Origin of the sequence: Blautia faecis (assembly GCF_027662325.1) — a bacterium.
Lineage (GTDB): Bacteria > Bacillota > Clostridia > Lachnospirales > Lachnospiraceae > Blautia_A > Blautia_A faecis.
Window position 1 is genome coordinate 35,774 of sequence record NZ_JAQDKY010000003.1, and the last position, 23,934, is coordinate 59,707.

General features: G+C 43.4%; 21 protein-coding genes and 3 pseudogenes. 3 read left to right on the forward strand and 21 right to left on the reverse strand.

From position 1 onward, the window contains the following. Positions 1-84 precede the first annotated feature (84 nt). The 10 genes and pseudogenes from PGQ38_RS02585 to PGQ38_RS19675 all read right to left on the reverse strand — a co-directional run. The gene (locus PGQ38_RS02585; protein WP_204453849.1) at positions 85-825 is read right to left on the reverse strand and encodes a ComF family protein; all 741 of its coding nucleotides are present in this window, start codon (positions 823-825) and stop codon (positions 85-87) included. Beyond that, positions 722-2,998: an SF1B family DNA helicase RecD2 gene (recD2, locus tag PGQ38_RS02590; protein ID WP_270430755.1), complete on the reverse strand. Its 2,277-nt coding sequence runs from the start codon at positions 2,996-2,998 to the stop codon at positions 722-724. The genes PGQ38_RS02585 and recD2 overlap by 104 nt, the downstream gene beginning before the upstream one ends. Positions 2,999-3,037: 39 nt before the next feature. After that, positions 3,038-3,091, reverse strand: a pseudogene (locus tag PGQ38_RS20355) (DUF6783 domain-containing protein); the annotation flags it as partial. A 126-nt stretch (positions 3,092-3,217) separates the two neighbouring features. Next, the gene (mreB, locus tag PGQ38_RS02595; RefSeq protein ID WP_148461733.1) at positions 3,218-4,207 is read right to left on the reverse strand and encodes a rod shape-determining protein; all 990 of its coding nucleotides are present in this window, start codon (positions 4,205-4,207) and stop codon (positions 3,218-3,220) included. Positions 4,208-4,417: 210 nt separating this feature from the next. Then, positions 4,418-7,255, reverse strand: a complete 2,838-nt coding sequence (gene uvrA / locus PGQ38_RS02600) for an excinuclease ABC subunit UvrA (RefSeq protein WP_204453847.1) — start codon at positions 7,253-7,255, stop codon at positions 4,418-4,420. 159 nt (positions 7,256-7,414) lie between these two features. Continuing rightward, positions 7,415-8,551: a radical SAM family heme chaperone HemW gene (hemW, locus tag PGQ38_RS02605; protein WP_195992025.1), complete on the reverse strand. Its 1,137-nt coding sequence runs from the start codon at positions 8,549-8,551 to the stop codon at positions 7,415-7,417. 56 nt (positions 8,552-8,607) lie between these two features. Continuing rightward, positions 8,608-9,039 carry a hypothetical protein gene (locus PGQ38_RS02610; RefSeq protein WP_148461736.1) on the reverse strand — a complete coding sequence of 144 codons (432 nt, stop codon included), beginning with the start codon at positions 9,037-9,039 and terminating at the stop codon, positions 8,608-8,610. A 101-nt stretch (positions 9,040-9,140) separates the two neighbouring features. Beyond that, entirely contained in the window at positions 9,141-10,958 is a 1,818-nt protein-coding gene (lepA, locus tag PGQ38_RS02615; protein WP_148461737.1) for a translation elongation factor 4, read from the reverse strand. Positions 10,959-11,096: 138 nt separating this feature from the next. Next, positions 11,097-12,344, reverse strand: coding sequence for a stage II sporulation protein P (locus PGQ38_RS02620; RefSeq protein ID WP_226855025.1), 1,248 nt, complete (start codon positions 12,342-12,344; stop codon positions 11,097-11,099). A 142-nt stretch (positions 12,345-12,486) separates the two neighbouring features. Further along, positions 12,487-12,561, reverse strand: a pseudogene (locus PGQ38_RS19675) (DUF6783 domain-containing protein); the annotation flags it as partial. Between PGQ38_RS19675 and PGQ38_RS19680 the strand changes: the two are divergent. Beyond that, positions 12,550-12,675 (forward strand): annotated as a pseudogene (locus PGQ38_RS19680) (DUF6783 domain-containing protein); the annotation flags it as partial. The pseudogenes PGQ38_RS19675 and PGQ38_RS19680 sit on opposite strands and share 12 nt — an antisense overlap. Here PGQ38_RS19680 and gpr read toward each other — a convergent pair. Beyond that, positions 12,629-13,540, reverse strand: a complete 912-nt coding sequence (gene gpr / locus PGQ38_RS02625; RefSeq protein ID WP_118579888.1) for a GPR endopeptidase — start codon at positions 13,538-13,540, stop codon at positions 12,629-12,631. The pseudogene PGQ38_RS19680 and the gene gpr overlap by 47 nt on opposite strands. Before the next feature lie 296 nt (positions 13,541-13,836). Here gpr and rpsT point away from each other — a divergent pair, with 296 nt between their 5' ends. Continuing rightward, positions 13,837-14,100, forward strand: coding sequence for a 30S ribosomal protein S20 (rpsT, locus tag PGQ38_RS02630; RefSeq protein WP_330382769.1), 264 nt, complete (start codon positions 13,837-13,839; stop codon positions 14,098-14,100). Positions 14,101-14,245: 145 nt separating this feature from the next. Here the strand turns inward: rpsT and holA are convergent, their stop codons facing one another. The 8 genes from holA to PGQ38_RS19685 all read right to left on the reverse strand — a co-directional run bounded on the left by holA (position 14,246) and on the right by PGQ38_RS19685 (position 22,477). Further along, entirely contained in the window at positions 14,246-15,232 is a 987-nt protein-coding gene (holA, locus tag PGQ38_RS02635) for a DNA polymerase III subunit delta (protein WP_148461738.1), read from the reverse strand. Between the two features lie 169 nt (positions 15,233-15,401). Continuing rightward, positions 15,402-17,780, reverse strand: coding sequence for a ComEC/Rec2 family competence protein (locus tag PGQ38_RS02640; RefSeq protein WP_204453845.1), 2,379 nt, complete (start codon positions 17,778-17,780; stop codon positions 15,402-15,404). A 61-nt stretch (positions 17,781-17,841) separates the two neighbouring features. After that, positions 17,842-18,780 carry a GerMN domain-containing protein gene (locus PGQ38_RS02645; protein WP_204453843.1) on the reverse strand — a complete coding sequence of 313 codons (939 nt, stop codon included), beginning with the start codon at positions 18,778-18,780 and terminating at the stop codon, positions 17,842-17,844. Positions 18,781-18,790: 10 nt separating this feature from the next. After that, positions 18,791-20,218: a sensor histidine kinase gene (locus PGQ38_RS02650; RefSeq protein WP_195992018.1), complete on the reverse strand. Its 1,428-nt coding sequence runs from the start codon at positions 20,216-20,218 to the stop codon at positions 18,791-18,793. A gap of 3 nt (positions 20,219-20,221) precedes the next feature. Then, positions 20,222-20,911, reverse strand: coding sequence for a response regulator transcription factor (locus PGQ38_RS02655; protein WP_173734913.1), 690 nt, complete (start codon positions 20,909-20,911; stop codon positions 20,222-20,224). Between the two features lie 13 nt (positions 20,912-20,924). Next, positions 20,925-21,761 (reverse strand): helix-hairpin-helix domain-containing protein, encoded by an 837-nt coding sequence (locus PGQ38_RS02660; protein WP_226855023.1) that lies wholly within the window; start codon positions 21,759-21,761, stop codon positions 20,925-20,927. A gap of 126 nt (positions 21,762-21,887) precedes the next feature. After that, positions 21,888-22,322: a DMT family transporter gene (locus PGQ38_RS02665; protein ID WP_118579731.1), complete on the reverse strand. Its 435-nt coding sequence runs from the start codon at positions 22,320-22,322 to the stop codon at positions 21,888-21,890. Beyond that, a complete protein-coding gene (locus PGQ38_RS19685) occupies positions 22,304-22,477 on the reverse strand; it encodes a DUF6783 domain-containing protein (RefSeq protein ID WP_308768404.1) in 174 nt (57 codons plus the stop codon). The genes PGQ38_RS02665 and PGQ38_RS19685 overlap by 19 nt, the downstream gene beginning before the upstream one ends. On the opposite strand from PGQ38_RS19685, the gene PGQ38_RS19690 reads away from it, so the two are divergent. After that, positions 22,397-22,678: a DUF6783 domain-containing protein gene (locus PGQ38_RS19690; protein ID WP_319017271.1), complete on the forward strand. Its 282-nt coding sequence runs from the start codon at positions 22,397-22,399 to the stop codon at positions 22,676-22,678. The genes PGQ38_RS19685 and PGQ38_RS19690 overlap by 81 nt on opposite strands. Here PGQ38_RS19690 and PGQ38_RS02670 read toward each other — a convergent pair. Both PGQ38_RS02670 and PGQ38_RS02675 read right to left on the reverse strand, forming a co-directional pair. After that, entirely contained in the window at positions 22,647-23,450 is an 804-nt protein-coding gene (locus PGQ38_RS02670; RefSeq protein ID WP_204453842.1) for a DUF3169 family protein, read from the reverse strand. The two genes, PGQ38_RS19690 and PGQ38_RS02670, sit on opposite strands and share 32 nt — an antisense overlap. Then, on the reverse strand, positions 23,443-23,658 hold the full coding sequence (locus PGQ38_RS02675; protein ID WP_118579737.1) for a helix-turn-helix transcriptional regulator: 216 nt from the start codon (positions 23,656-23,658) through the stop codon (positions 23,443-23,445). The genes PGQ38_RS02670 and PGQ38_RS02675 overlap by 8 nt, the downstream gene beginning before the upstream one ends. Between the last annotated feature and the right edge of the window lie 276 nt (positions 23,659-23,934).

The following is a 23,934-nucleotide window of genomic DNA, read 5'->3' on the forward strand; positions in this document are numbered from 1 at the left end:
CCTTATGCGTTTCTTTTAAAGCTGAAAAGCTATACTCATACAGGATGATTGTATCATATATCCCATGCCATGAAAAGCATTTTTTTACCTGTTGTTTCCAATACACAGCGTGAGAAAATATACATGGGATGCTCCCTTTTCCAGCAGAAGCTTTGCCAGCACATCCATGGTACTTCCAGTAGTATATACATCATCAATAAGCAAGATACGCATTCCTACAGGATTTCCTACAACCTGAAAAGCTTTTTGAAGATTCTTCTTTCTTTCAGCCGCATCCAGTTTTTTCTGTGATCGGGTAGCATGGCACTTTTTTAGAATAGCAGTATCTACAGGAATCCCAGCATAACGGGACAGTTCTTTCGCCAGAAGTTCAGCTTGATTAAACCCTCTTATGCGCTGTTTTCTTCTATGAAGCGGAACCGGAATGATTATCTGCGGCTTCCATAATGCAAGCATATCTTTTCCGTAGATATACAATGCTTTTCCATAAAAGCGGCTGTATTCCTGACAACCAAAATATTTATATTTCATTATAGAGTATCTCATCCGGTCATCATAGAGAAAAATCCCGCGTCCCTGGTCAAAAGCGCCTGGATGGGCGCCGCAGTCCCTGCAGTATTCTTCATCTCCATTTACCGGTTTTCCGCATTTGTAACACCGTGGCCCCGATACAGGTCTTAAATCTCCGGCACAGTCCAGACAGATCAACTGATGGCTGTTCCTAAGAATCCTGTGACACAGAGGACACCGTCTTGGATACAACAGATCCAGAAAGTTCCTGTATCCTTGCCCAAAGAGAGCTGTAACGTTTCTGCTGCTTCTCATTGCGGATCATCTCCCCGAAAGTCTCCTCACTTCCAACTACAGTAACACATTTCCGGGCTCTTGTAACACCTGTATACAAAAGATTGCGGTTCATCAGCATCTTGGGGCCGGAAAGGAGCGGCAGAATAACTGCCGGATATTCTGAGCCCTGGGATTTATGTATGGTTATAGCATAGGCAAGTTCCAATTCTTCCAGCTGCTTAAAAGAATAGTCAGCGAAACGGCCATCCTCAAATTCCACAGTGGCAGTCTCTGCAAATTCATTGATTTCCTTCAGAATGCCAGTATCTCCATTAAATACGCCCACCCCTTCTTCTACAGGAATTCCGTATTTCCCCCGGACTTCCCATTCCAGCTGATAGTTGTTCCGAATCTGCATAACCTTGTCTCCCTCACGGAAAAGCCGGTCTCCAATTTCTTTCTCTTTTTTACCTGATTCTGGTGGATTCAGGTATCTCTGTAAGATCTGGTTCATCCTCTCTACGCCCAGAAGCCCCTTTCGCATTGGAGTCAGAACCTGTATTTCAAAAGGTCTTGCATCCACATACTTCGGCAGTTTCTCCTGAATCAGTGCGATGACCACGCGGATAATAATATCGGCATCATATCTCTTCAGGAAAAAGAAATCGCGGCTTTTGTTATCAAGGGAAACCTGCTCTCCGTTATGGATCTTGTGTGCATTTACTACAATATCACTGTGAGAGGCCTGCCTGAAAATTTTCTTCAGTTCTACTACTGGAAAAACGCCGCTTTGAATAATATCCCGCAGCACATTTCCAGGACCTACACTTGGCAGCTGGTTCTCATCTCCTACCAGAATGATCCTGGTTCCCGCAGTCACCGCAAGAAGCAGTGAATGCATAAGAAAAATATCCACCATAGACATCTCATCAATAATGATTACATCTGTATCCAGCGGATTCTCTGCATTCCGTTCAAAATGAACACCCTGAGACTCTCTGCCATCCTCATCCGGCACACCGTTCAATTCCAGAAGCCGATGTATTGTCTGTGCTTCATAACCTGTAGCTTCTGTCATTCGCTTGGCTGCGCGTCCTGTAGGTGCTGCCAGACGAAGAGTTGCGCCTTCGCCCTCGAAAAAACGAATAATTGCATTGATCGTGGTAGTTTTACCGGTACCTGGTCCTCCTGTAAGTACAAAAAGGCCATTTCCAGCAGCCTCTACAACAGCCTTCTTCTGCATTTCCTCCAAAACAGTACCTGTTTCTTTCTCAATCTGGGCAATTCTTCGCTCCATCATCTGCTCATTCTGTGGATAACGGATATTTAATTCAGTGAGCATTCTTGCTGTATTCAGTTCCAAGCGGTTATACTGGCTTGGATAAACCAGTACCTCTCTGTCATTCTCTTTTAAAACAACTTTCCGGTCAATTGCCATATCCATCAGATGTTTCTCCATATAAGAAACATCTACCTGAAGCAGCTGGGAAGCTCTGTCAAACAGTTCGTCCTTCGGAAGATATACATGTCCTTCCCCTGAAGCCTGGAGAAGAGTATACATCATACCGCTGCGGATCCTGTAATCTGAATCTGCATGTATACCAATACGTGACGCAATGGTGTCTGCAATTTTAAAGCCAACTCCCGAGATATCATCTGCCAGACGATAGGGATTCTCCTGAAGCACACTGTATACGGACTGACCATATTTCTGATATATCTTTGCTCCAAGATTCAGGGAAATGCCATATTTCTGCAGAAACATCATGGCTTTTCGCATATCTGCCTTCTCAGTCACCTGTACTGCAATCTCTCTGGCTTTCTTCTCACTGATTCCCTTGACTTCCGCCAGCCTTTCCGGTTCTTCTTCCACTATTCTAAGGGTATCCTCGCCAAAACACCGCACAATTCTGGCAGCAAGTGCTGCACCTACCCCTTTAATCGCTCCGGAACCCAGATAACGTTCCATAGCCTGGGTGTCCTCTGGTGCCTTTTCCGCATAAGACTGGATATTAAATTGTCTGCCGTATATATGGTGCTGGGAAAACTGTCCCTCAGCTTCAATGGTCACCCCCTGTGTAACGTCAGGAAATGTTCCTACACAAGTCAGCTCTTCCTCTGAATCCGCGGTCTTAAGAACCATAACTGTATATCCATTTTCATCATTGCGGAATATGACATGATCTATATAGCCTGTAACTTTCTCACTCATTTGTTCTTCTCCTGCCGCCAGCACTAACCAAAGGGCACTGCTAGAATGTGTTTGAAAAAGTATTCCCGCAATCTGCACGCCCCACTTTGCAGAAAACCTTTTTCAAACACGCTCTAGAACGCAGTACCCTTTTCATTATAGTTTACATAATATTTTATCTTTTGCAAAACAGAATAGCCAAATTATATGTTACTGTTTACGCTTTTCAAAGCAATCAGATTATTCTTCCATCCTGGTAATTACTTCCGCATATTTACCGGTTCCCACCACAACCGCAGACATAGCATCCTGCACAGTAAGAGTGCTTACGCCGGTCTTCTGCTCAATGAGGGTGTCCATTCCATGGAGCAATGCTCCGCCACCTGTGAGAACAATTCCTCTGTCTACAATATCTGCAGCCAGTTCCGGCGGAGTTTTCTCAAGCACTCCGTGCACAGTCTCCACAATCTGATTGGTAGCATCCCTCAATGCAATACGGATTTCTTCTGAAGTCAGAGTTACAACCTTGGGAAGTCCGGTGATCACATTTCTGCCTTTTACCTCCAGCATCCGCGGAGATGCTTCCTGGCAGGCAGTTCCGATTTTTATTTTTATGTTCTCAGCGGCCTCTTCCCCAATAAAAAGGCTGTGATTTTTTCTCACATAGCTCATGATTGCCTGGTCGAAATTATCTCCGGCAACCTTTACAGAAGCAGACACAACAGAGCCAGCCATGGAAATCACGGCAACATCAGTGGTTCCGCCTCCTATATCCACGATCAGATTACCAAAAGGCTTCGTCACATCTACTCCGGCACCAATTGCAGCTGCAATCGGCTCTTCCACAAGAAACACTTCCCTTGCTCCAGCCTGATAAGTAGCTTCCTCTACTGCCTTTCTTTCAATCTCTGTGGTTCCGCTGGGGATACAGATACTGATTCTAGGCTTTCGAAAGGCATGGCGACCCATTGCCTTGGAAATGAAATACTTCAGCATCTTCTCCATAACCGTATAATCTACGATCACTCCCTGGCGGATTGGCCGGATTACTTCCATATTTGATGAAACATGTCCGGTCATCTGTCTGGCTTCCTCACCGATTGCTTTTATTTTCTCTGAGTTCTTATCATAAACCACTACAGACGGCTCACTGACTACCAGCCCCCGTCCAGTGGAATATACCTGACTGTTTCTGGTTCCCAGGTCAATTCCAATATCACTGGCAGGCATTAAATTCCCCTTTCTCTCAAAACACTTTGTCACACTTTCTCTGCAAGAATTGTGCAATAAATGATTACCATTCATATTCCGAACTGTAATCATAAACACCACATTCTGCAGATGTGACTTTATAATTGTCTCATAGATTTTTCATAATTAATAGTCTTCGTACCATTATAAACAAAAATGCTTCAATTGGAAAGAGGTTTATTATCAGAATCACTTCAAATATTTCGCAACATAACGTCCTGTATAAGAAGCTGGATTCTTCGCCACTTCTTCAGGTGTTCCCTTGGCAACAACTGTTCCCCCGCCATCTCCACCTTCCGGTCCGATATCAATTATATAATCAGCGGTCTTGATCACATCCAGATTGTGTTCAATTACAACAACCGTATTTCCACCATCCGAAAGTCGACGCAAAATCTCCACCAGTTTCTGAACATCTGCAAAATGCAATCCAGTGGTAGGCTCATCCAGAATATAAATAGTCTTACCTGTACTGCGCTTACTCAGCTCTGCAGCCAGCTTAATACGCTGTGCTTCTCCGCCGGAAAGAGTGGTGGAAGGCTGTCCGAGACGAATATAGGAAAGACCGACATCATATAAGGTCTCTATCTTCCTTCTGATGGATGGAACGTTCTCAAAGAACGTCATTGCCTCCTCAACTGTCATATTCAGTACATCGTAGATGCTCTTATCCTTATACTTCACTTCCAGAGTTTCCCGATTATAGCGCTTCCCCTTGCAAACTTCACAAGGGACATAAACATCTGGCAGGAAGTGCATTTCAATTTTAATAATACCATCACCACTGCAGGCTTCACAGCGTCCGCCTTTTACATTAAAGCTGAAGCGCCCTTTCTTATACCCCTTTGCCTTGGCATCTGCTGTAGCAGCAAAAAGATCTCTGATCTGGTCAAACACGCCTGTATACGTAGCAGGATTAGATCTTGGTGTACGGCCAATTGGAGACTGGTCAATGGCAATTACCTTATCCAACTGGTCTATTCCAATAATTTCATCATGCTTTCCCGGGATCACGCGGGCCCTGTTCAGATCCCTTGCAAGATGTTTATAAAGGATTTCATTGATCAGAGAACTCTTTCCTGACCCGGAAACACCTGTAATGCAGGTCATAATTCCAAGAGGAATATCCACGTCTATATGTTTGAGATTATTCTCTGCCGCCCCCTTAATAGTCAGATAACCGGTAGGTTCCTTTCGTACTTCCGGAACCGGGATTTTCAGTTTTCCGCTGAGATATGCTCCTGTAATGGACTTCGGATTCTGCATAAGTTCCTCAGCAGTGCCCATTCCAACAAGCTGTCCACCATGTTCTCCTGCTCCGGGTCCTATATCTACAATACAGTCCGCCGCGCGCATGGTATCCTCATCATGCTCAACCACTATAAGACTGTTTCCCAAATCTCTTAGGTGCATCAAAGCTCCAAGAAGTTTATCATTATCCCTCTGATGCAGACCAATACTTGGCTCATCCAGAATATAGGCAACCCCAACAAGGCCGGAACCGATCTGAGTAGCAAGACGAATTCTCTGTGCCTCTCCACCAGACAGAGTACCCGTGGCACGTGCCAGAGAAAGGTACTCCAGACCTACATCTGCCAGGAACCCAACTCTGGCTCTGATCTCCTTTAGTATCTGCTTTCCAATAAGCTGCTGCTGCGGAGACAGCTGCATTTCTGCCAGAAATCTCTTCAGCTTATCAATGGACATATTGGTAATTTCATAAATATTCTTATCCGCTACCGTAACCGCAAGTGACTCCTTCTTCAGTCGCTGTCCCCTACATGCTTTACACGGAGTGATCTGCATAAAGCTCTCGTATTCCTGTTTCATAGATTCAGAGCCAGTCTCTTTATAGCGCTGTTCCACATTCCTTATAAGGCCTGGAAAAGCCACATCATAAACCCCCTCTCCGCGCTGTCCCTTATAATAAACCTTCACAGAATGTCCGCCTGTGCCGTATAGAATAATATCCTGTATCTTCTTGGGATAATCTTTAAAAGGTGTATCCAAATCAAAACCGTATTCCCTGCAAAGGGCATTCAGAATAGCATTGGTAAAACTGCTCTTATCTGTGCAAGACTGCCAGCCCATCACTACAATAGCCCCTTCAGAAATGCTCAGAGACTTATCCGGGATCATAAGATCCGGGTCAAATTCCATCTTATAACCAAGGCCAAGACACTCCGGGCAGGCCCCAAATGGGTTATTAAACGAAAAACTTCTTGGCTCGATCTCATCAATACTGACTCCACAATCCGGACAGGAAAAGCTCTGGCTGAAATTCATATAATTTCCGTCCATGGTATCCACCACAGCCAATCCGTCAGCCAGATTCAATACTGTCTCAAGAGAATCTGTAAGTCTTTTCTCAATTCCAGGCTTCACGATCAGACGGTCTACAATAATGGCAATCGTATGTTTAATATTCTTATCCAGGGTAATCTCCTCTGAAAGTTCATACACATTTCCATCGATTTCCGCACGTACATAACCGCTGCGTCTGGCCTGATCCAGTAATTTCGCATGGGTACCCTTGCGTCCTCGTACTACCGGTGCAAGAAGCTGGATCCTGGTGCGCTCCGGCAATTCCATGATCTGATCCACCATCTGGTCTACTGTCTGCTTGGCGATCACCTTGCCGCATTTCGGACAATGTGGAATACCAACACGGGCGTATAAAAGACGGAAATAATCATAAATTTCTGTCACCGTTCCTACTGTGGATCTGGGATTGCGGTTAGTAGACTTCTGGTCAATAGAAATAGCCGGTGGAAGTCCCTCTATGCTCTCCACATCTGGCTTCTCCATCTGGCCAAGGAACTGTCTGGCATAGGAAGACAGAGATTCCATATATCTTCTCTGCCCTTCTGCATAGATCGTATCAAATGCCAGTGAAGACTTTCCTGATCCGCTTAAGCCGGTAAGAACTACAAACTTATCTCTGGGAATATCCACACTGAGATTCTTCAGGTTATTCTCATTGGCTCCTCTGATTCTGATAAACTGTTTCTTATTCTCTGCTGCCATCTGTTCCTCCATTTCTTAACCGGAAAGCACCGGCTGTAACTCCCTGTATCCTGATCTGATCCGGAATCCTCCGGCTCAGATATTTCTTAATGTGTTCTTCAAGAATATCACAAGAACATTTGTTCGTCAACCATTTCTAAATTCTTTTTCCACCAAAACTTACAGCAAAAAATCTGCCATCACTGCATTACTCACATGAATGCCTTCTCTTGATAAAAATATCCTGCCGCTTTCTTCCAACAGCAGTCCCTGTTTCTTATATTTTTTCAGAACTTCTCCATATATATTCTCTATTGCAGTGCCAAAATACTCCTGAAATTCCTTTTTGGACACGCCCTGTGTCATACGAAGTCCAAGAAACATAAACTCTGCCATCTCATCTTCTCTTGTAAGAAGTTCCCTGTTTTTTCGAATTTTTTCTGGTGCACTGCTGTTTTTCAGATATTCCTGCATATCGGAAGTATTGGAAAAACGTTCCTTTCCCAATAAGGAAGCCGCTCCAAGCCCAAGCCCCAGATAATCCTTTCTCTGCCAGTATCCTTCATTATGTCTGCATTCACACCCTGCTTTTGCATAGTTGGAAATCTCATACTGATGATAGCCATACTCTTTCAGAACTACAGCAACATCTTCATACATGCGGTACTCCGTATCTTCATCAGGCAAATCCAGCTTTTTTCTGGAAAAAGGGGTGCCCTCTTCAATAATAAGACTGTATGCCGAAATGTGCTCCGGGCCAAGTGCCGCCACCATCCGAAGGTTCTCTATCCAATCTTCATAACACTGTCCCGGAATGGCAAACATCAGATCCACATTTATATTGGAAAAGCCAGCCTCTCTTGCCATCTGAAAGCTTTCCAGAAACTGTGCATAATTATGAATTCTTCCAAGCATAGCCAGTTCCTTATTGTTTGGCGACTGTAAGCCAATGCTGATCCGGTTAATTCCGTATTTTCTGTAAATAGAAAGTTTCTCAGGCGTCAATGTTCCAGGATTTGCTTCAATCGTTACCTCCGCATCCGCCGAAAACAAAAAATAATCTCTCAGCCCCTGTAAAAGCTTTTCCATTACATCACATTCCGGCACAGAAGGTGTTCCCCCGCCAATGAAAACTGTATCTACCGGACGTTTTTTCAGATTCTTTGAAACCGTCTCCATTTCCCGTAAAAGTGCATAAATATAAGCTTCCTGCCCGGCCCTGGTAGAGGGACCTGACAGGAAGTCACAATAATCACATTTCTTTATGCAAAACGGGATGTGAAGGTACAATTCCAAACCATTCTTCTTTGTTCCCATTCTGATTTTCTCCACATTGTTTATTTTCTTCTGTTTACAATGCTGTTTCTGTAAAATTAATCTCCACTACCGGTCTCAGTTTCTTCATCTGTTGAATTTCCAGTAGCATCACTGCCGCTGTCAGACGAATCTGCAGCAGTCTGCTCTTCTGAAGAGCCGCTCTTACTGCTGCCTGCAGCCTTTCCCTCTTCTTTTTGAACCAGGTACTCATTCACCATAGTCACGCTTCCGCTTTGCGCTACCGCATCTTTATTTACCTGGCGAGGTACCGGCGTAGGTGTTGCTGTAGGGATCGGCGTGATCTTCATTACGCCCTGCGACTCTGCGTCTGGTGCTTTCACCGTTTTCTTCCCACATGCACAGCTGCCTGCAAAAATTACGATCACCAGCAGGATCACTGTCAAAATCCCGCCCTTGATCCACTGTTCCCTGTCTTTTTTATAACTTCTCTTTATTCTTCTTATCAAAATACGTATCTTAGCTTTCATCGGATACCTCCGCGTCTGATGCCAGCTGGCATATATCTTATGTCAATCAGTCACACTCAGACACCTTTATTTGTTGCTTTTCACCACAGGATTGACAACAATTAATTTTCATCCAGTTTCAGTACGCTCATAAATGCTTTCTGCGGAATCTCTACGTTTCCAACCTGGCGCATTCTCTTCTTACCTTCCTTCTGTTTTTCCAGAAGTTTCTTCTTACGAGAAATATCACCGCCGTAGCACTTGGCAAGAACATCTTTACGCATAGCCTTAACCGTCTCTCTGGCAATGATTTTGCTTCCGATTGCGGCCTGGATTGGAATTTCAAAGAGCTGACGCGGAATCTCATCTTTCAGCTTCTCGCACATCTTGCGGCCTCTTTCATAAGAAGTATCTGCATGCACAATAAAAGAAAGGGCATCCACTTCTTCTTTATTTACCAGAATATCCAGTTTCACAAGCTCACTTCTCTCATAACCACAAAGTTCGTAATCCAGAGACGCATATCCTCTGGAACGAGATTTCAGGGCATCAAAGAAATCGTAAATAATCTCATTCAATGGAAGCTTATATTTCAGAAGAGCTCGTGTCTCTTCCATATATTCCATGCCAAGATACTGACCACGGCGCTCCTGGCAAAGATCCATAATGGCACCGATAAATTCTGTAGTTACCATAATCTCAGCATTCACGATTGGCTCTTCCATATATTCGATCTCAGATGGATCTGGAAGATTGGTCGGATTTGTCAGATCAATCACTTCGCCGTTTGTCTTGTGTACTTTGTAAATAACGCTTGGAGCTGTAGTAACAAGATCCAGGTCATATTCACGTTCCAGACGTTCCTGAATGATTTCCAGATGAAGCAATCCAAGAAATCCGCAGCGGAAACCAAATCCAAGAGCAACAGATGTCTCCGGCTCATAGAATAAAGAGGCGTCATTTAACTGCAGTTTCTCCAAAGCATCACGAAGATCCCCGTATTTCGCTCCGTCAGCCGGATAAAGGCCGCAGTAAACCATTGGATTTACTTTCTTATATCCAGGCAAAGCCTCCTCACATGGACGGTTATTGTCCGTAATAGTATCACCAACACGAGTGTCTCTTACGTTCTTAATGCTGGCGGTAATATAACCTACCATTCCAGCTGTCAGTTCCTCACATGGAATAAACTGCCCAGCTCCAAAATACCCAACTTCCACAACTTCTGCCACAAATCCAGTGGCCATCATACGGATGGTTGTGCCTTTGCGGACTTTTCCATCTACCATTCGGCAGAAAACAATGGCACCCTTATAAGAATCATAAATGGAGTCAAAAATAAGCGCCTTCAGCGGTGCATCCGGATTTCCTGCAGGTGCCGGGATCTTAGCCACTACCTGCTCCAGAACCTGATCTACATTCAGACCTGTTTTTGCAGAAATCTGCGGTGCGTCCTGGGCTTCAAGTCCAATCACATCCTCAATTTCATTGATAACACGCTCTGGCTCTGCACTTGGAAGATCAACCTTATTGATTACTGGAATAACCTCAAGATCATGATCCAGTGCCATATAAACATTTGCCAGCGTCTGCGCTTCAATTCCCTGTGCAGCGTCAACTACAAGGATGGCACCGTCGCAGGCTGCAAGGCTTCGTGAAACTTCATAGTTAAAATCCACATGTCCAGGTGTATCGATCAGATTGAAAATATACTCTTCTCCATCTTTTCCATGATATACCGTGCGGACAGCCTGGGATTTGATGGTAATTCCACGTTCTCTCTCCAGTTCCATATTATCCAGAACCTGGGCCTGCATTTCCCTCTCAGTCAAAAGTCCTGTCATCTCTATAATTCTGTCGGCCAGTGTAGATTTACCGTGGTCAATATGTGCAATAATACAAAAATTTCGAATTTTACTCTGGTCTGTCATTCCAGACATTCCTCCTCTGGTTATGCTTTACTGTTTATTCTATCAAGAGATTATAGCACAGATTAAATCTGTTTGTCACTTCCTTTTATATGGTTCCTGTTCACTCCGTTCACAGTAACATTCTTGACGGGATAAATTATATTATTTTTATCCTGTTCCGCAGCCCTTTAACACTCTGTTCAAAATGTCTGCAAAGGGTTCCATGGCGTTTTTTACTTCCTGCACCGTATTTGTCTGGGCACCGGCTTCCAGAAGCAGGGCTCTTTTTCGTAAATGAAGATTGTAGCGCAAGCCCGCCAGGTAAATCCCTCTGTAAAAATCAGGATAATACAACGCCGCCTGATATTCCAGCTGAAAAGAAAAAGCAAGATTGTCCTGTATGTAAGGATTTGGCAAATAAGAAACCTTCCCCTGGTCATTCGTGTAGCTAAGGCCATTATAAAAAAGAATCTGCGCAGTATCTTTTCCGTTTATTTCAGTTACCAGCCGTCTGTCTTCATCGATGCCATCTCTGTGCAGATCAATAACCACCTCCACAGACGGATTTTCTTCCAAAACCTTTTCTACGTAATCACAAGCATAATTATAGGCCTTATTCCGATCCAGTTCTCCGCTCATCATATCAAAAGCTTCTTTTATATGGATCACCTGATAACCATATTTTTCTGACAGCAAACTGGTCAGATAATTTCCAACACCCACAATCGTATCTTCCTCTTCTCCTTCCCTGGAATCGGAAAACGTTTCCTGGGAGTGACTGTGATAAATAAGAATCTGCGGCTCCAACGGTCCATGACTCAAGGAAAAATCCTCTGCCAGAAATTCAGCAGCATTTATTTTTACGGCAGATGCATCTGTGTTCTCATCTACAATGTAAAAATTGTTCATTAGATAATCGTAATCCGACAGCTTGTCTCTGGACAGATCCAGAATTGGATGCGGGAGAACGATGTTAGACTGAGGAAGGGTATTTGCAGGCTGAGTTTCTGAATTTAAGTGATTTTCACTATTTTCTATGATTTCTGACATCTCAGAGTTATCTTTATTTTCTATTTTATCTGTATTATTTATTTTTTTACTTTCCTCAGAAACACTGCTGTTTTTTTCCAGATTGGCTTCCTTGGATTTCTTTGCATTTTCCTCTCGCAAATTACGCTCATTCTCTGCAACTTCTTCTAAATATGCTCCATTTCTCTTCCCAATCTCAGCCAGAGTTTCCCCATCCATTTCCATCCAGGTTTCCTGTGCTTTTTCCTCTGTAAAATAATAGAACGGAAACTGCCTGTACACATTATGCACAATTTCCCGCATGGAAAAAGGTCCTGGCAGCATAGCCAGAACCGCAAAAAAACACAGACAAAGAAACACGCAGAAAACCTTCTGGACTTTTGTCACGAAATCACCTCTTTAAGGTTATCCTATGACAGATTTTTCCTCCGTATGTTTCTTTTTTTAGGCTAACTTTCCATATTTTCAGTATTTTTCCACAGCTCACCACCTTTACATCAGCTTCATGCGCCAGAGCGTGTTTGAAAAATCATTCCCGCAATCTGCACGCCCACTTTGCTGGAGATTTCACCCGAATTCGGTTGCCGTAGCCCGCTACGACGCCCTCATCTAGGCACAATCTCCCACAAATTGTGACGCACATCTTGCAGAAAGCCTTTTTCAAACACGCTCTAATAGATCTCTGCAAAAGTCATATTTAATCCTTCTGAAATCGTAAAACTCAGATATTTTATGGTCTCGTCCACATCTTTCGGCGTCACAAACATTCCATGAAGATGTGGGGAAATCATTTCTTCCAAAAATTCTTTCTGTTCGGCCTCGTCCAGTGTCTCAAGCAAATGAGCCATAGAATCATGAACAATAGTCGCCGCATCCACCACCGTAGGCACTCCGATCCCAATCACTTTTACATTCAGATTTTCTTCTGTAAGACCATTTCTGTGGTTTCCCACCCCTGATCCCGGAGTAATTCCTGTATCCGTGATTTGAATGGTCCGATTAAGGCGCCTGGTATTTCTTGCGGCAAGAGCATCCACAGCGATCACTACATCTGGCCGTGTTATTTCCACCACGCCCTCCACGATTTCCGAAGTTTCCATTCCAGTCTGCCCCATTACTCCTGGAACAATTCCGCTGATTGCATGAAGAATCTGCTTTTCTGTACTTTTCAGTCCATACTCGCGGATCAGATGGCGTGTCATATGAAGATTCCCAATTACTTCCGGTCCCAATGAATCCGCCGTAATACCCGGATTTCCAAGCCCAACAATAAGCACGGACTTTTCCTTTTCCAGACCGATCAGCTGGCGTAAATGTCTGGAAAGTTCTTCAGACACTTCCCTGTGATAGTCCTCATCTGGCGCTGAAAGCCCTTCCGATTCAATTGTAATATATGTCCCCTGAGGTCTCCCCATCGCCCTGGCACCATTTTCCGTGGTTATTTTCACCACAGTGGTTCGAATGTCTTTTTCCTCATTATAATCTTCCTGAACCTCCACCCCGCGCACTTCTACATTGTCCTCTGTAAAGCGTTCTCTTGCCTCTACCGCCAAATCGGTTCTGATCTTATAAGTTCCCAGCATATCAGTTCCTCCATACTTTCCCAAATTCTCCCATATCACCGGCTCCGCCCTGCTGTTTTCTATGTGCAAAATGTATTTCTCATTGCAATTCATACCTTTCACAGCCACACCTTTCGATTTTTATATAATCTCCCCACTTTTTTGCAAAAATATGTATGTCAAGCATTTTTGTAAAAATATGTATTGACAATCCAAGGTAATTATTATAAACTATATAAGCATGTTCATAGGAACGCCCGTGTCTGTTCTTATGATGCAAAAAATTAATCATCATTCACGAATTGGAGGTGTACGAATTGGCTAACATCAAATCTGCAAAAAAGAGAATTTTAGTTAACAGAACAAAAGCTGCGAGAAACAAATCCATCCGTTCTGCTGTTAAGACTTCCATCAGAAAAGTTGACGCGGCAGTAGCAAACAACGATAAGGCAGCAGCAGAGGTTGCATTAAAAGAGGCTATCTCTACAATCAGCAAAGCAACTTCCAAAGGTGTTTATCACAAAAACAACTGCGCAAGAAAAGTTTCCCGTTTATCCAAAGCCGTTAACAGCATTGGCTAATAGATATCTGAATTTTTAGTTATAAGCTTATAAGTGAAAATTAAGGCAGTCGAACCGTCATCGACTGCCTTTTTTCTGTATTTTTTTTGCATTCCTGTTCAGCCCACTGCCTATTTTTGCAAACATCATAGCCTGCACCAAAACGTCATCTTCTGGCTGAACTATACTTCACGATCAGTAATTCCACACTAAGCACATCCTGCAATCTGCCTGTCTTCACAGCTTCCTCTGCATCCACAAAATCCGTCACTGCCTGACGAAGTTCACTGATTCTATAGGATCTTGCACAGACTGCAATATTTTTCACCACAAAAGACGGCACTCCCAGTCTTGATGCCATCACCGGCTGAGGGATTCCTTCTTCTGCATATTCTTTTACCAGAAGCAGCTGTCGAAACTGTTTCGCCAAAAGAAAAAGGATTCTCATCGGGGGCTCCTTCAGCGTGAGAAGATCATAATACAGATCCAGTGCTCTCTTCTGATTTTTCTCCGTTACTGCCCGGACCATATCAAAAATCTTATTCTGAGTCTGAGTGGTACAAACCTGCTGAATGTCCTCTCCCGTTACCACATCCCGGTCACCGGTATAGGAAATTATCTTTTCCAGTTCCATCCGCAGGTTTCCCATGTCCACGCCAGTCATGGTAAGAAGGAGTTCCATATCCCGCTGGGTGATCATCTTGCCTTCTTTTTTCAGAAGCCCGGCAGCCCAGCGCATTAGCGTTTTCTCATCCTGCTGCACAAATTCTCCGATTCTACCTGCTGCCTTTACGGCTTTATACATACGGTTTCTTTTATCCACCTCATTTTCTACAAAAATAAGGCAAAGATAGTCTGGCAGTTCTTTCATATAATCAGCCAGTTCATCACATTTATTCTTAAAAAAGCCGGTATCTTCCAACAAAACCACCCTACGGTCTGCAAAAAAAGGCATGGTCTCACAAAGGTCGATCAGTTCCTTCACATCAATGTTCCGACCCTCATAATGATTAAAATTCATGGTGTCATCTTCTGGATTCAGCGCCTGCACCAGTTTATGTTTATACTGCTGTTTCAGGTAAGCTTCCTCACCATACAGCAAATACGCCTGTTTAAAATTGCCCGTCTTTATATCTTCCTGGATATTCTTCAAAATATACGCTCCTGTCATCTTCTTGTCGGTCAGGACATTCCCCAAAGGTTACTATTCACGATCTGACCAGTAGCCCCCCAGACTCTTTCAGCCAGGGTGATAGCGCTGTACTCGACATTCTACTAAACCATACCACAAATTGTGTCTTTATAAAAGTGCCTTTTTCGCTCTACATACTATTTCCCTTTTCCAAAAATTTCTTAATCCTTATCCCCTCTTTCTCCCAGCAAACTTTCACAGCACCGCTCTCCATAGTAAAACTGGTCTGGCACCCGGTTTCTTCCAGGCGTTTCGTAATTTCCGGTGACGGGTGGCCATAGGTATTGGTAGAAGAGCAGGAAATCACAGCATATTCCGGGCGCACTGTATCAAGAAACTGTTGACAGGTAGAGTAATGGGAGCCATGGTGTCCCACCTTCAAAAAGTCCACATCTTCCAACATTCCCAATTCCAGCAATTTCTTTTCCGTTTCTTCCCCGATATCACCTGTCAAAAGGCCAAGAAACTCCTCATATTTTACTTTAATCACCATACCATCTTCATTTACGTCTGCGCCAGAAGCGCTGACAGCAGGAGCAATTATCTGCAATTGCAATTTACCTGCATTCAGGCAGTCTCCTTCCTTCAGGGTTCTCACTGGAATTCCGGCCGCTTTTGCTGTCTGTTTCAGTTTTTCCCATGCAGCAGGAGGATTTTCCCACTCAGGCAGATACAAGCATCCCAATTTTACTGAATTCAGTTTTTTTACAGCCATCTCCAATATTTCCTGTACACCACTGATATGATCCTGATCTGTATGAGATATAAAAATTCCATCAATCTGAGAAATCCCCTGATTTTTCAGATACGGTAAAACCTGATATTGTCCCACACCTGATTTGTTTGTGCTTCCACCATCCACCAGAAAGCAATTCCCTTCCGGCGTCCGCAGCACAAGCCCGTCGCCCTGTCCCACATCCAGACAGCTGACAGAAAATGGTTCCGGCTCACGCCATATAAGAATAGACATGGCCAGGCATACAACTACGAAAGCAATTATTTTTCTCTCCCTCTTCCCTTTCTGTGTAAGTATCCAGACTGCTCCTGCAAACAAAATATAATATACAGCCACCTGCCACAGCTTTGGTTGTCCTGTGATCCAGATGCCAAAAGGCAGATTCCCAGATAGTTTACATAACTCTTCATAAATTCCAGCAAGAACCTTTCCAGGCAAAATCACAACACGCCCAACGGAAAAGCTTACACACCCAGCAAGCAATCCAATAACTCCGCTTCCCAGAACAACTCCTACTGTAGGAAGCACCAGCAAATTTAAAAAAATTCCAACCAGTGAAACTTCTCCGAAAAAATATAAGGAAACAGGAAGCATGGTCAGCTGTATTCCTATAGATGCGCCTAAAGCCAGATTTGCTTTGCAAAAACCTCCGGCAAATTTTTCATATATTTGCCCTGTATGTTTTCCTAAAATCATACAGCAAATATTTTTAAACTTTTTTCCAGCAGGTCTTTTCCATGCACTCTTTTTTCTCCGCACATTTTCCCCTTTTTCAATACGGGATAAATCCATACTCTTTGTTAATGCAGGAACCACTACGCCAGCTCCTGCTACCGCGCTAAATGACAAAAGGAACCCACTGTTATATAAATATGCTCCTGAATCTCCAAGAATTAACATAGCCGAAACAGCCAGCGCCGTTGGCAGATCATAAATCCTTCCGGTTATTTTCGCCCCTACAGATATCAAAAACATACAGACTGCACGCATAGTAGACACACTTCCACCAGTCATCACGCCGTATTGAAGCAAAATCAACAGGGCAATTATCCCAGACGGCCAGATTCCCATTCCAGTCTTCATCAGAAGATTATAAATTCCCATCCCAATCACACTGATATGCAGCCCCGAAATTGCCAGAACATGCACAATACCAGCCATCTGGTAGCGAAGCTTTACTTCCTCATCCAGACTGCTTTTATCCCCGAGAACAATTGCCTGAAAAACCCCGGCTTCTTTTCCACCAATTCCATTCAGAACTTTACTGAGATATTTCCTTAGATCATTCATACCTTGTCGATAAGCAGAATAATTTTCCGATTTTTTTAACAATTCCGCCTTTTTCATAAAATAGAAAATATGCTGGCTGGCATAATACTGTCTGGCATCAAATTCTCCTGGATTTCGCATCTCACCTACTCTCTCCAGATTTCCAGACACCAAAACAACAGTTCCTGCCGGAACATCTTCTTTTTTCTTTAAAAATACTTTTACATTTTCAATAGATATTTTCTTCGGTTGATTTTCCTTTGATTGATTCTTCTTTGGTTGATAAATCAGATATGTATTGCTAAGATAAACAGATTGTGAAAATTCATTTTCTGTGGTCTGTGTCACTTCTCCGCAGATTGTGACCTTGGGATGTTCCCGGATCCAGGAGTCCACATTTTCCGGAACAGGATTTCCTCTGATCAGTGGAAATCCTGCCCGGTCGGCCACACACATAAGGAGCATCAAGACCAGACACACCATGCAAAGCGGTCTTTTCGTCATTTATAAACTCCTTTAGTATTTCATTTTATAAGCGTTATTGATTGATTTTTTCAAACACGCTCTAATTCTCTTTCAGGATCAGATCTGTATTTTTACTGAAAAGACTGTACAAAGATGTTCCATCACTTAACTTAGCCTCTGTATCACCTTCGATTGAAATCTGCACTTTATCAGCAGATGTCGTATCCAGAAGAGAATTTACCACGGAATAGATCATGGTGTTCACCGGGATATCAATTCCTGAATCTGAAAAAGCGGAACTAAAATCCACATAGCACACATTATCAGACACCTCTATTCCCAGAATATCCGTATTCTGCGGAATTGTTGGATAATGCCCTTTCACCATCGGTCCTTTGGCAAGCTGTTCCAGTATTACTCTCTCTCTTGGCAGAATTCTCTTATAATATACATTTCTCTGTTCTGCCACAAGATGCTCTCCTGTCTTGTCTGTAAAATACAGAGTAAAAGTATCATACCGATACGCATCTTTATCAGAGCCCCACATTTCTACAAAAGTGTTGCCGTCAAGCAAGCCTACAGCCTGTCCCTTGGAATCGGTAAGCTCCTGATTTCCTATAAAAATCTTTATGCCGGTGATTCCTGGAATCTGAAGAAAAGTTCTTGCCACACCTGCGCGCACCAGAATCTCCCTGGTTCGGGAAATATTACTGTAATCAGCATTAAACTCCAATTCCAGAAGGGATTCATTTAAGCGGTAAGTCACCAGCTGAACTCCTGCTGGAAGCAAAGGCAGGTTCTCTCCGCTGCTCTCCTGTCCATTCAGGATTCCCATTAAATCCTGGAGCATAAATTCTGCACTTTCCTGCTTCGGATAATATCTTGTCTTTGTTACTTTCGTTTCATCTTTGTTCAAGTAATATAGATAGTACTGATTGCTGACACTTTCAGTCTTCTCTCCCTGGCTTTCCACCGAGCATCCGGTAAGAAGGCCAATGATCAGAACCAGAGCCATCGCTGTACTCAACAATTTCTTCATCTGGCACCTCCTACGGAATATATGATAAAGGAATGCGGACAGTAAAGGTAGTTCCCTCGCCTTCCTTACTTGCCACCTGAATAGTTCCATGATGCATGGTCACAGCACTTCTGGTAATCGCAAGTCCAAGACCTGTGCCGCCAATTTCTTTGGAATGGGATTTGTCCACACGGTAAAAACGTTCAAAAATTCTTCCGATGGACTCCTCCGGAATGCCCATTCCGGAATCTGAAACCTTCACATAGAAATATTTATGGTCAGCGTCAAGGGTTACACGAACCCAGCCATCATCCACATTGTATTTAATACCATTCTCAACCAGATTGCTCACGGCAAGAGTAAACTTTACCTCATCCACATCTGCTTCAACAGGGCGGAAACTGTCCAGGATCAGATCAATGTGCCTCTTATCTGCAATTGGACGGAGTCTCTTCAGGATATCCTCCAGAAGCTGATTGATATTCAGGTGCTCCACATTCAGATCAGCTGCTTTCTTATCCATTTTTACAAGAGAAAGCAGGTCTGTGATGATCTTATTCTCCCGATCAATCTCTGCAGTGATATCGCCCATAAACTCCTGATACAGCTCCTCCGGCACCCCTTCCTGGCCCACCAGTGAATCGGCAAGTACCTTCATGGAGGTAAGCGGTGTCTTCAGCTCATGGGACACATTGGAAACAAACTCATTTCTGGACTCATCCAGAATCTTCATTCTGGAAAGCATTTTGTTGAACGCATCCGTAATAAGTGCTGTCTCTGTATAATCCGGGACAGAAATCTCCTCATTCTGGTATCCATCTGTCAAATCCTCAATGGACTTGGTAACTCTGGCAAACGGCTTTACAAGAACCGTAGAAAGCACATATCCAAGAAGGACCGCCAGCACAATAATGATTCCTGTGATCAGAAGACTCTTCTGTTCCAGCTCCAGAATATTCTCTGCAATTTCATTGGAGGAAAAGCTGATCAGCATAGCACCCTGAAGCTGCTTCACCTCCGGGCTTTTCACAGGGAGAGCCATCTCAATCTTCTGTGTCTTACTATTATAGCGGCTGGCTTCCTCACCTTTGAAGCATTTGATCACCATAGTGGAGATCAAAGTTTTTCCCTCATCTACGCCATAGGTATCCTTGATAATCCTGTAATCCCTGTCAACTAACAGAATTCTGCCATCATACACATTAGACAACAACTCCAGCTTGCTGTTTACATTCTGCGAGCTGGAGTCATTCATATAATTCTCTTTAATTAACAGGTTACACAGAATGTCACACTGCTTCTCAACAGTCTGCTTACGGACAGCCACAGCCTTGCTCTCATAGGCTGCCACCATCACATGAGCAACAATGACACTTGGTACGATTCCCAGAATGACCAGAATGATCAGAATACGAAAACGCAGACTTTTTAAAAAGCTTGGTTTCTTTTTCTCTGGCATGGCTTATGCCTGGAAATAATATCCCACACCCCATTTGGTGTGTACATATTTGGGCTCACTGGGATTCGCCTCAATTTTTTCACGTAAACGACGGATATGTACATCCACTGTACGAACATCACCAGGATATTCATATCCCCATACAATATTCAGCAGGTTCTCACGGCTGTACACTTTATTGGGATTAAACACCAGAAGTTCCAGCACATCAAATTCTTTGGCAGTCAGATTGATTTCCTTACCAGAAATAAACACGCGACGGCTCTCACAATCCATCTTCAGGTCACCAGCCTCTATTGTCTTCGCCTTGTCTTTTTCTTCCTGATTGCTGCCTGCACGGCGCATAATGGCCTTGATTCTTGCCTTTACCTCAAGAATATTAAATGGTTTGGTGATATAGTCGTCCGCGCCATACTCAAGGCCGAGGATCTTATCCATATCCTCACCTTTCGCTGTAAGCATTACAATAGGAACATTTGAAAATTCCCTGATCTGCTGGCATACTTCAAAGCCATCCATCTTGGGAAGCATAAGATCCAGAAGAATAATGTCATATTTCTTCTCTTTGGCCATCTCCAGGGCTTCTTCGCCATCGTAGGCACAATCCACATCCATTCCATCCTGTTCCAGACTGAAACGGATACCCTTTACTATCAGTTTCTCATCATCTACTACCAAAACTTTCCTGCTCATTTAAGAATCTCCCTTATCCAGTTGATATCTTGTCTTTTATCTTTGAAAAGGTACCCTCTTTGATACCTTCTACATTCATAATCTCTTCGATAGAAGCAAAGTCTCCATGCTCCTCTCTGTATGCAACAATGGCTTCTGCCTTTGACTGCCCGATTCCGCTTAAAGTGGAAAGCTGTCCGGCATCTGCAGTATTCAGATTAATTCGTGTATCATCGCCTACGCCATCTCCGAAACTTCCTGTATCTCTTCCAACAGTTCCCGATGGATTTTCTACTGAGCTGCCTTGAATTTCTTCCAACCCTAAATTCCCAGAATTGTCACCATCGTTCAATGCCTCTGGCACTTTCGCCATAGCAAGTTCCAGGTTCTCAGCCACTTCTTTCTCAGTAGGCACATAAATCTGCTGCCCATCTCCAATACTTCTGGCTCTGTTCAGATAATTTATGGCTGCCTCTGGCAAATATCCTCCTGCTGCATCAACAGCCTGGAAAATACGTGCTCCTTCATCCAGCTCATAAACGCCTGGATTTACAACGGCTCCGCATACATCAACGAATATTTTCTGTGGAATTGGCGTTTCTAGTGGCAAATCCAAAGCTGAATTTTCTGTATTCCCCTCTGATCCAGCATCTGAAACAACAGACTGTTTTTCGGGATTTTCCCCTGCCGCCACGTTATTCTCATACGCAGTGCTCTCTTCTCCTGCTTTTCTATTCGAGTTCTCTTCATCTGAATCCATCTCTTCCAGAAAAACCTCTTCCCGACGTGCGCAACCTGTCATTGCAGACGCCGTCCAGAGAAAGAACAAAACTGTCCAGATTCCACATCTGTATTTTATTTTTCTTCCCATGCAGGTTCCCCTTTCGCTTTATGCGCAGGTTCCCCTCCACTCATGCTTTACCTAATCTATTTTAACGAAACTTTACATTTTTTACAATACCATTTCTAAATTTTATCAGTCTTTTATCTATTTGCCTTATTTCTCCCATTTAAATATGACAATTCCTACAATCGCCACAGCCATGCCGATCAGTTTTCGCCACTGAAAATCCACTTTTTCTACACCAAACAGACCAAATAATTCAATTATATAGGCAACTGCCAGCTGGGAAATTACAATCAGCATAGCAGCCTTTGCAGGACCTAAACTTCCCATGCTTTGAATGACAGTTATTGTAATAAATGCTCCGATAATACCGCCAAGTAAAGTATATTTATTCTCCACCTGCCACAACGCGCCAACACTGTCCCTCCCGGTAAAAATCCACGCCAACACGCAGACCAGAAACGCCGAAAACTGTACCCAGCCGGTGGATACCCACAAGCTGGTCTGCTTAGTCATCTCTGTGTTAAAAACGCCTTGAATACTCATCAATGCACCAGATATCAACGCTACAAGAAATCCCCACATACAATACCTCCATAAACTATCCTATACTTCCAGATTCTTTCTCTAGAGCGTGTTTGAAAAAGGCTTTCTGCAAGATGTGCGTCACAATTTGTGGGAGATTTCGCCCGGATGAGGGCGCCGTAGCGGGCTACGGCAACCGAATTCGAGTGAAATATACCGCAAAGTGGGGCGTGCAGATTGCAGGAATGATTTTTCAAACACGCTCTAAGCCAATCGATGTTCTGACAGCCTCCAAAAGGATACTCCCTTTCCCGGGAAGAAAAGGAGGTGCACTTGCAGCAGGCACCTCCATAATAGTATTATATGTATTTTTCAAAGATTCATTCACTTCGCAAGTTTTTCGCTTTTTTTCGTAACGCAGCACCGGCAGTAATTAGACGCCGATAAGATCCAGAGAAAAGCAGGAATGATAATAGCAAGAACGCCCGTATTCCATACCATATGAAGCAGCATGGCTACCAATGTGCAAAAAGGAAGTACCTTTCCAGTCAGCAGATAAGTCTTATAGCTTGCTTCGTAAATTTCTTCCTTCTCTGCTTCGTCACAGCTTGCAAGCCACTGCTCCTGAAAGTTTATAGAAGTAGGATCACCTTTCTTATCCGGATAAATTCTCTGAACCAGCTTTATATAGCGAATCTGCCACATACCAAAATATCCAACCATTCCCACAAACACAACCAGTCCTGCTAAGAACATCCATGTCTCACCGTCACTCTGGCTCTCAATATATTTCATAGAGTATCCTGGTGAAATAAGCAGCATCATAAGAACAGTTCCCACTGTACTCGCAATCATCCCCCAGCTGGAGGACACTTCAATATGATACTGCAATTCATGATATTCTTCATCCTCTGCATCCTGTATCTGGCTTCCCATTCTCTTCATCTTTCCAAAATGGATCTCACAGATCATAATACAGATCGCACCGCAGATACATTCCAGCAGCACTGTATGATCACGTACAGCCAAAAGAAATGCATTCATCCCATGCCCAATAGCTGCTATAGAATTCTCCCCAGTGTATGATGTAACAAAGCCAAAAATTCCTCCAACAACACCACCAGCCAGCATAATCAGTACCATTTTTAAATAGGAATTCATTTTCTTCTTAGATTTTCCCTTATTCATCTTCTCCATCCTCCGTATAAGTAAAAATATCTTCCACTGTCACCTGACAGATCTTCGCCAGCTTCAAAGCCAGCGTCACTGAAGGTGAATAGTCTCCCCTCTCAATCAGGCTGATCGTCTGTCTGGACACACCAGCCAGTTTCCCCATGTCCGCCTGATTGATTCCAAGCCTGGCACGATATTCCTTCAATCGATTCTCCAGCGCCATTTCAAAGGCTCCTTTCTCATTTGTAGTGTATTCATTTTTTTGAAATGACTTATTTCATTGTCATTATGACAAGTTTATTTGTCATTCCTTGTATTTGCATAATATCATTGACAACTTTACTTGTCAACAGGTTTTTTATATTTTCCCAAAACAACCTTGCAATCCTGTTATATCTCTACTGAAAACCGCTTTTCCAGTCTTTCTTCTGACATTATGCAAAAATATTTTCGAAATTTTCTATATTTTCCATCTATTCAACAGCTCTCACAATTGATA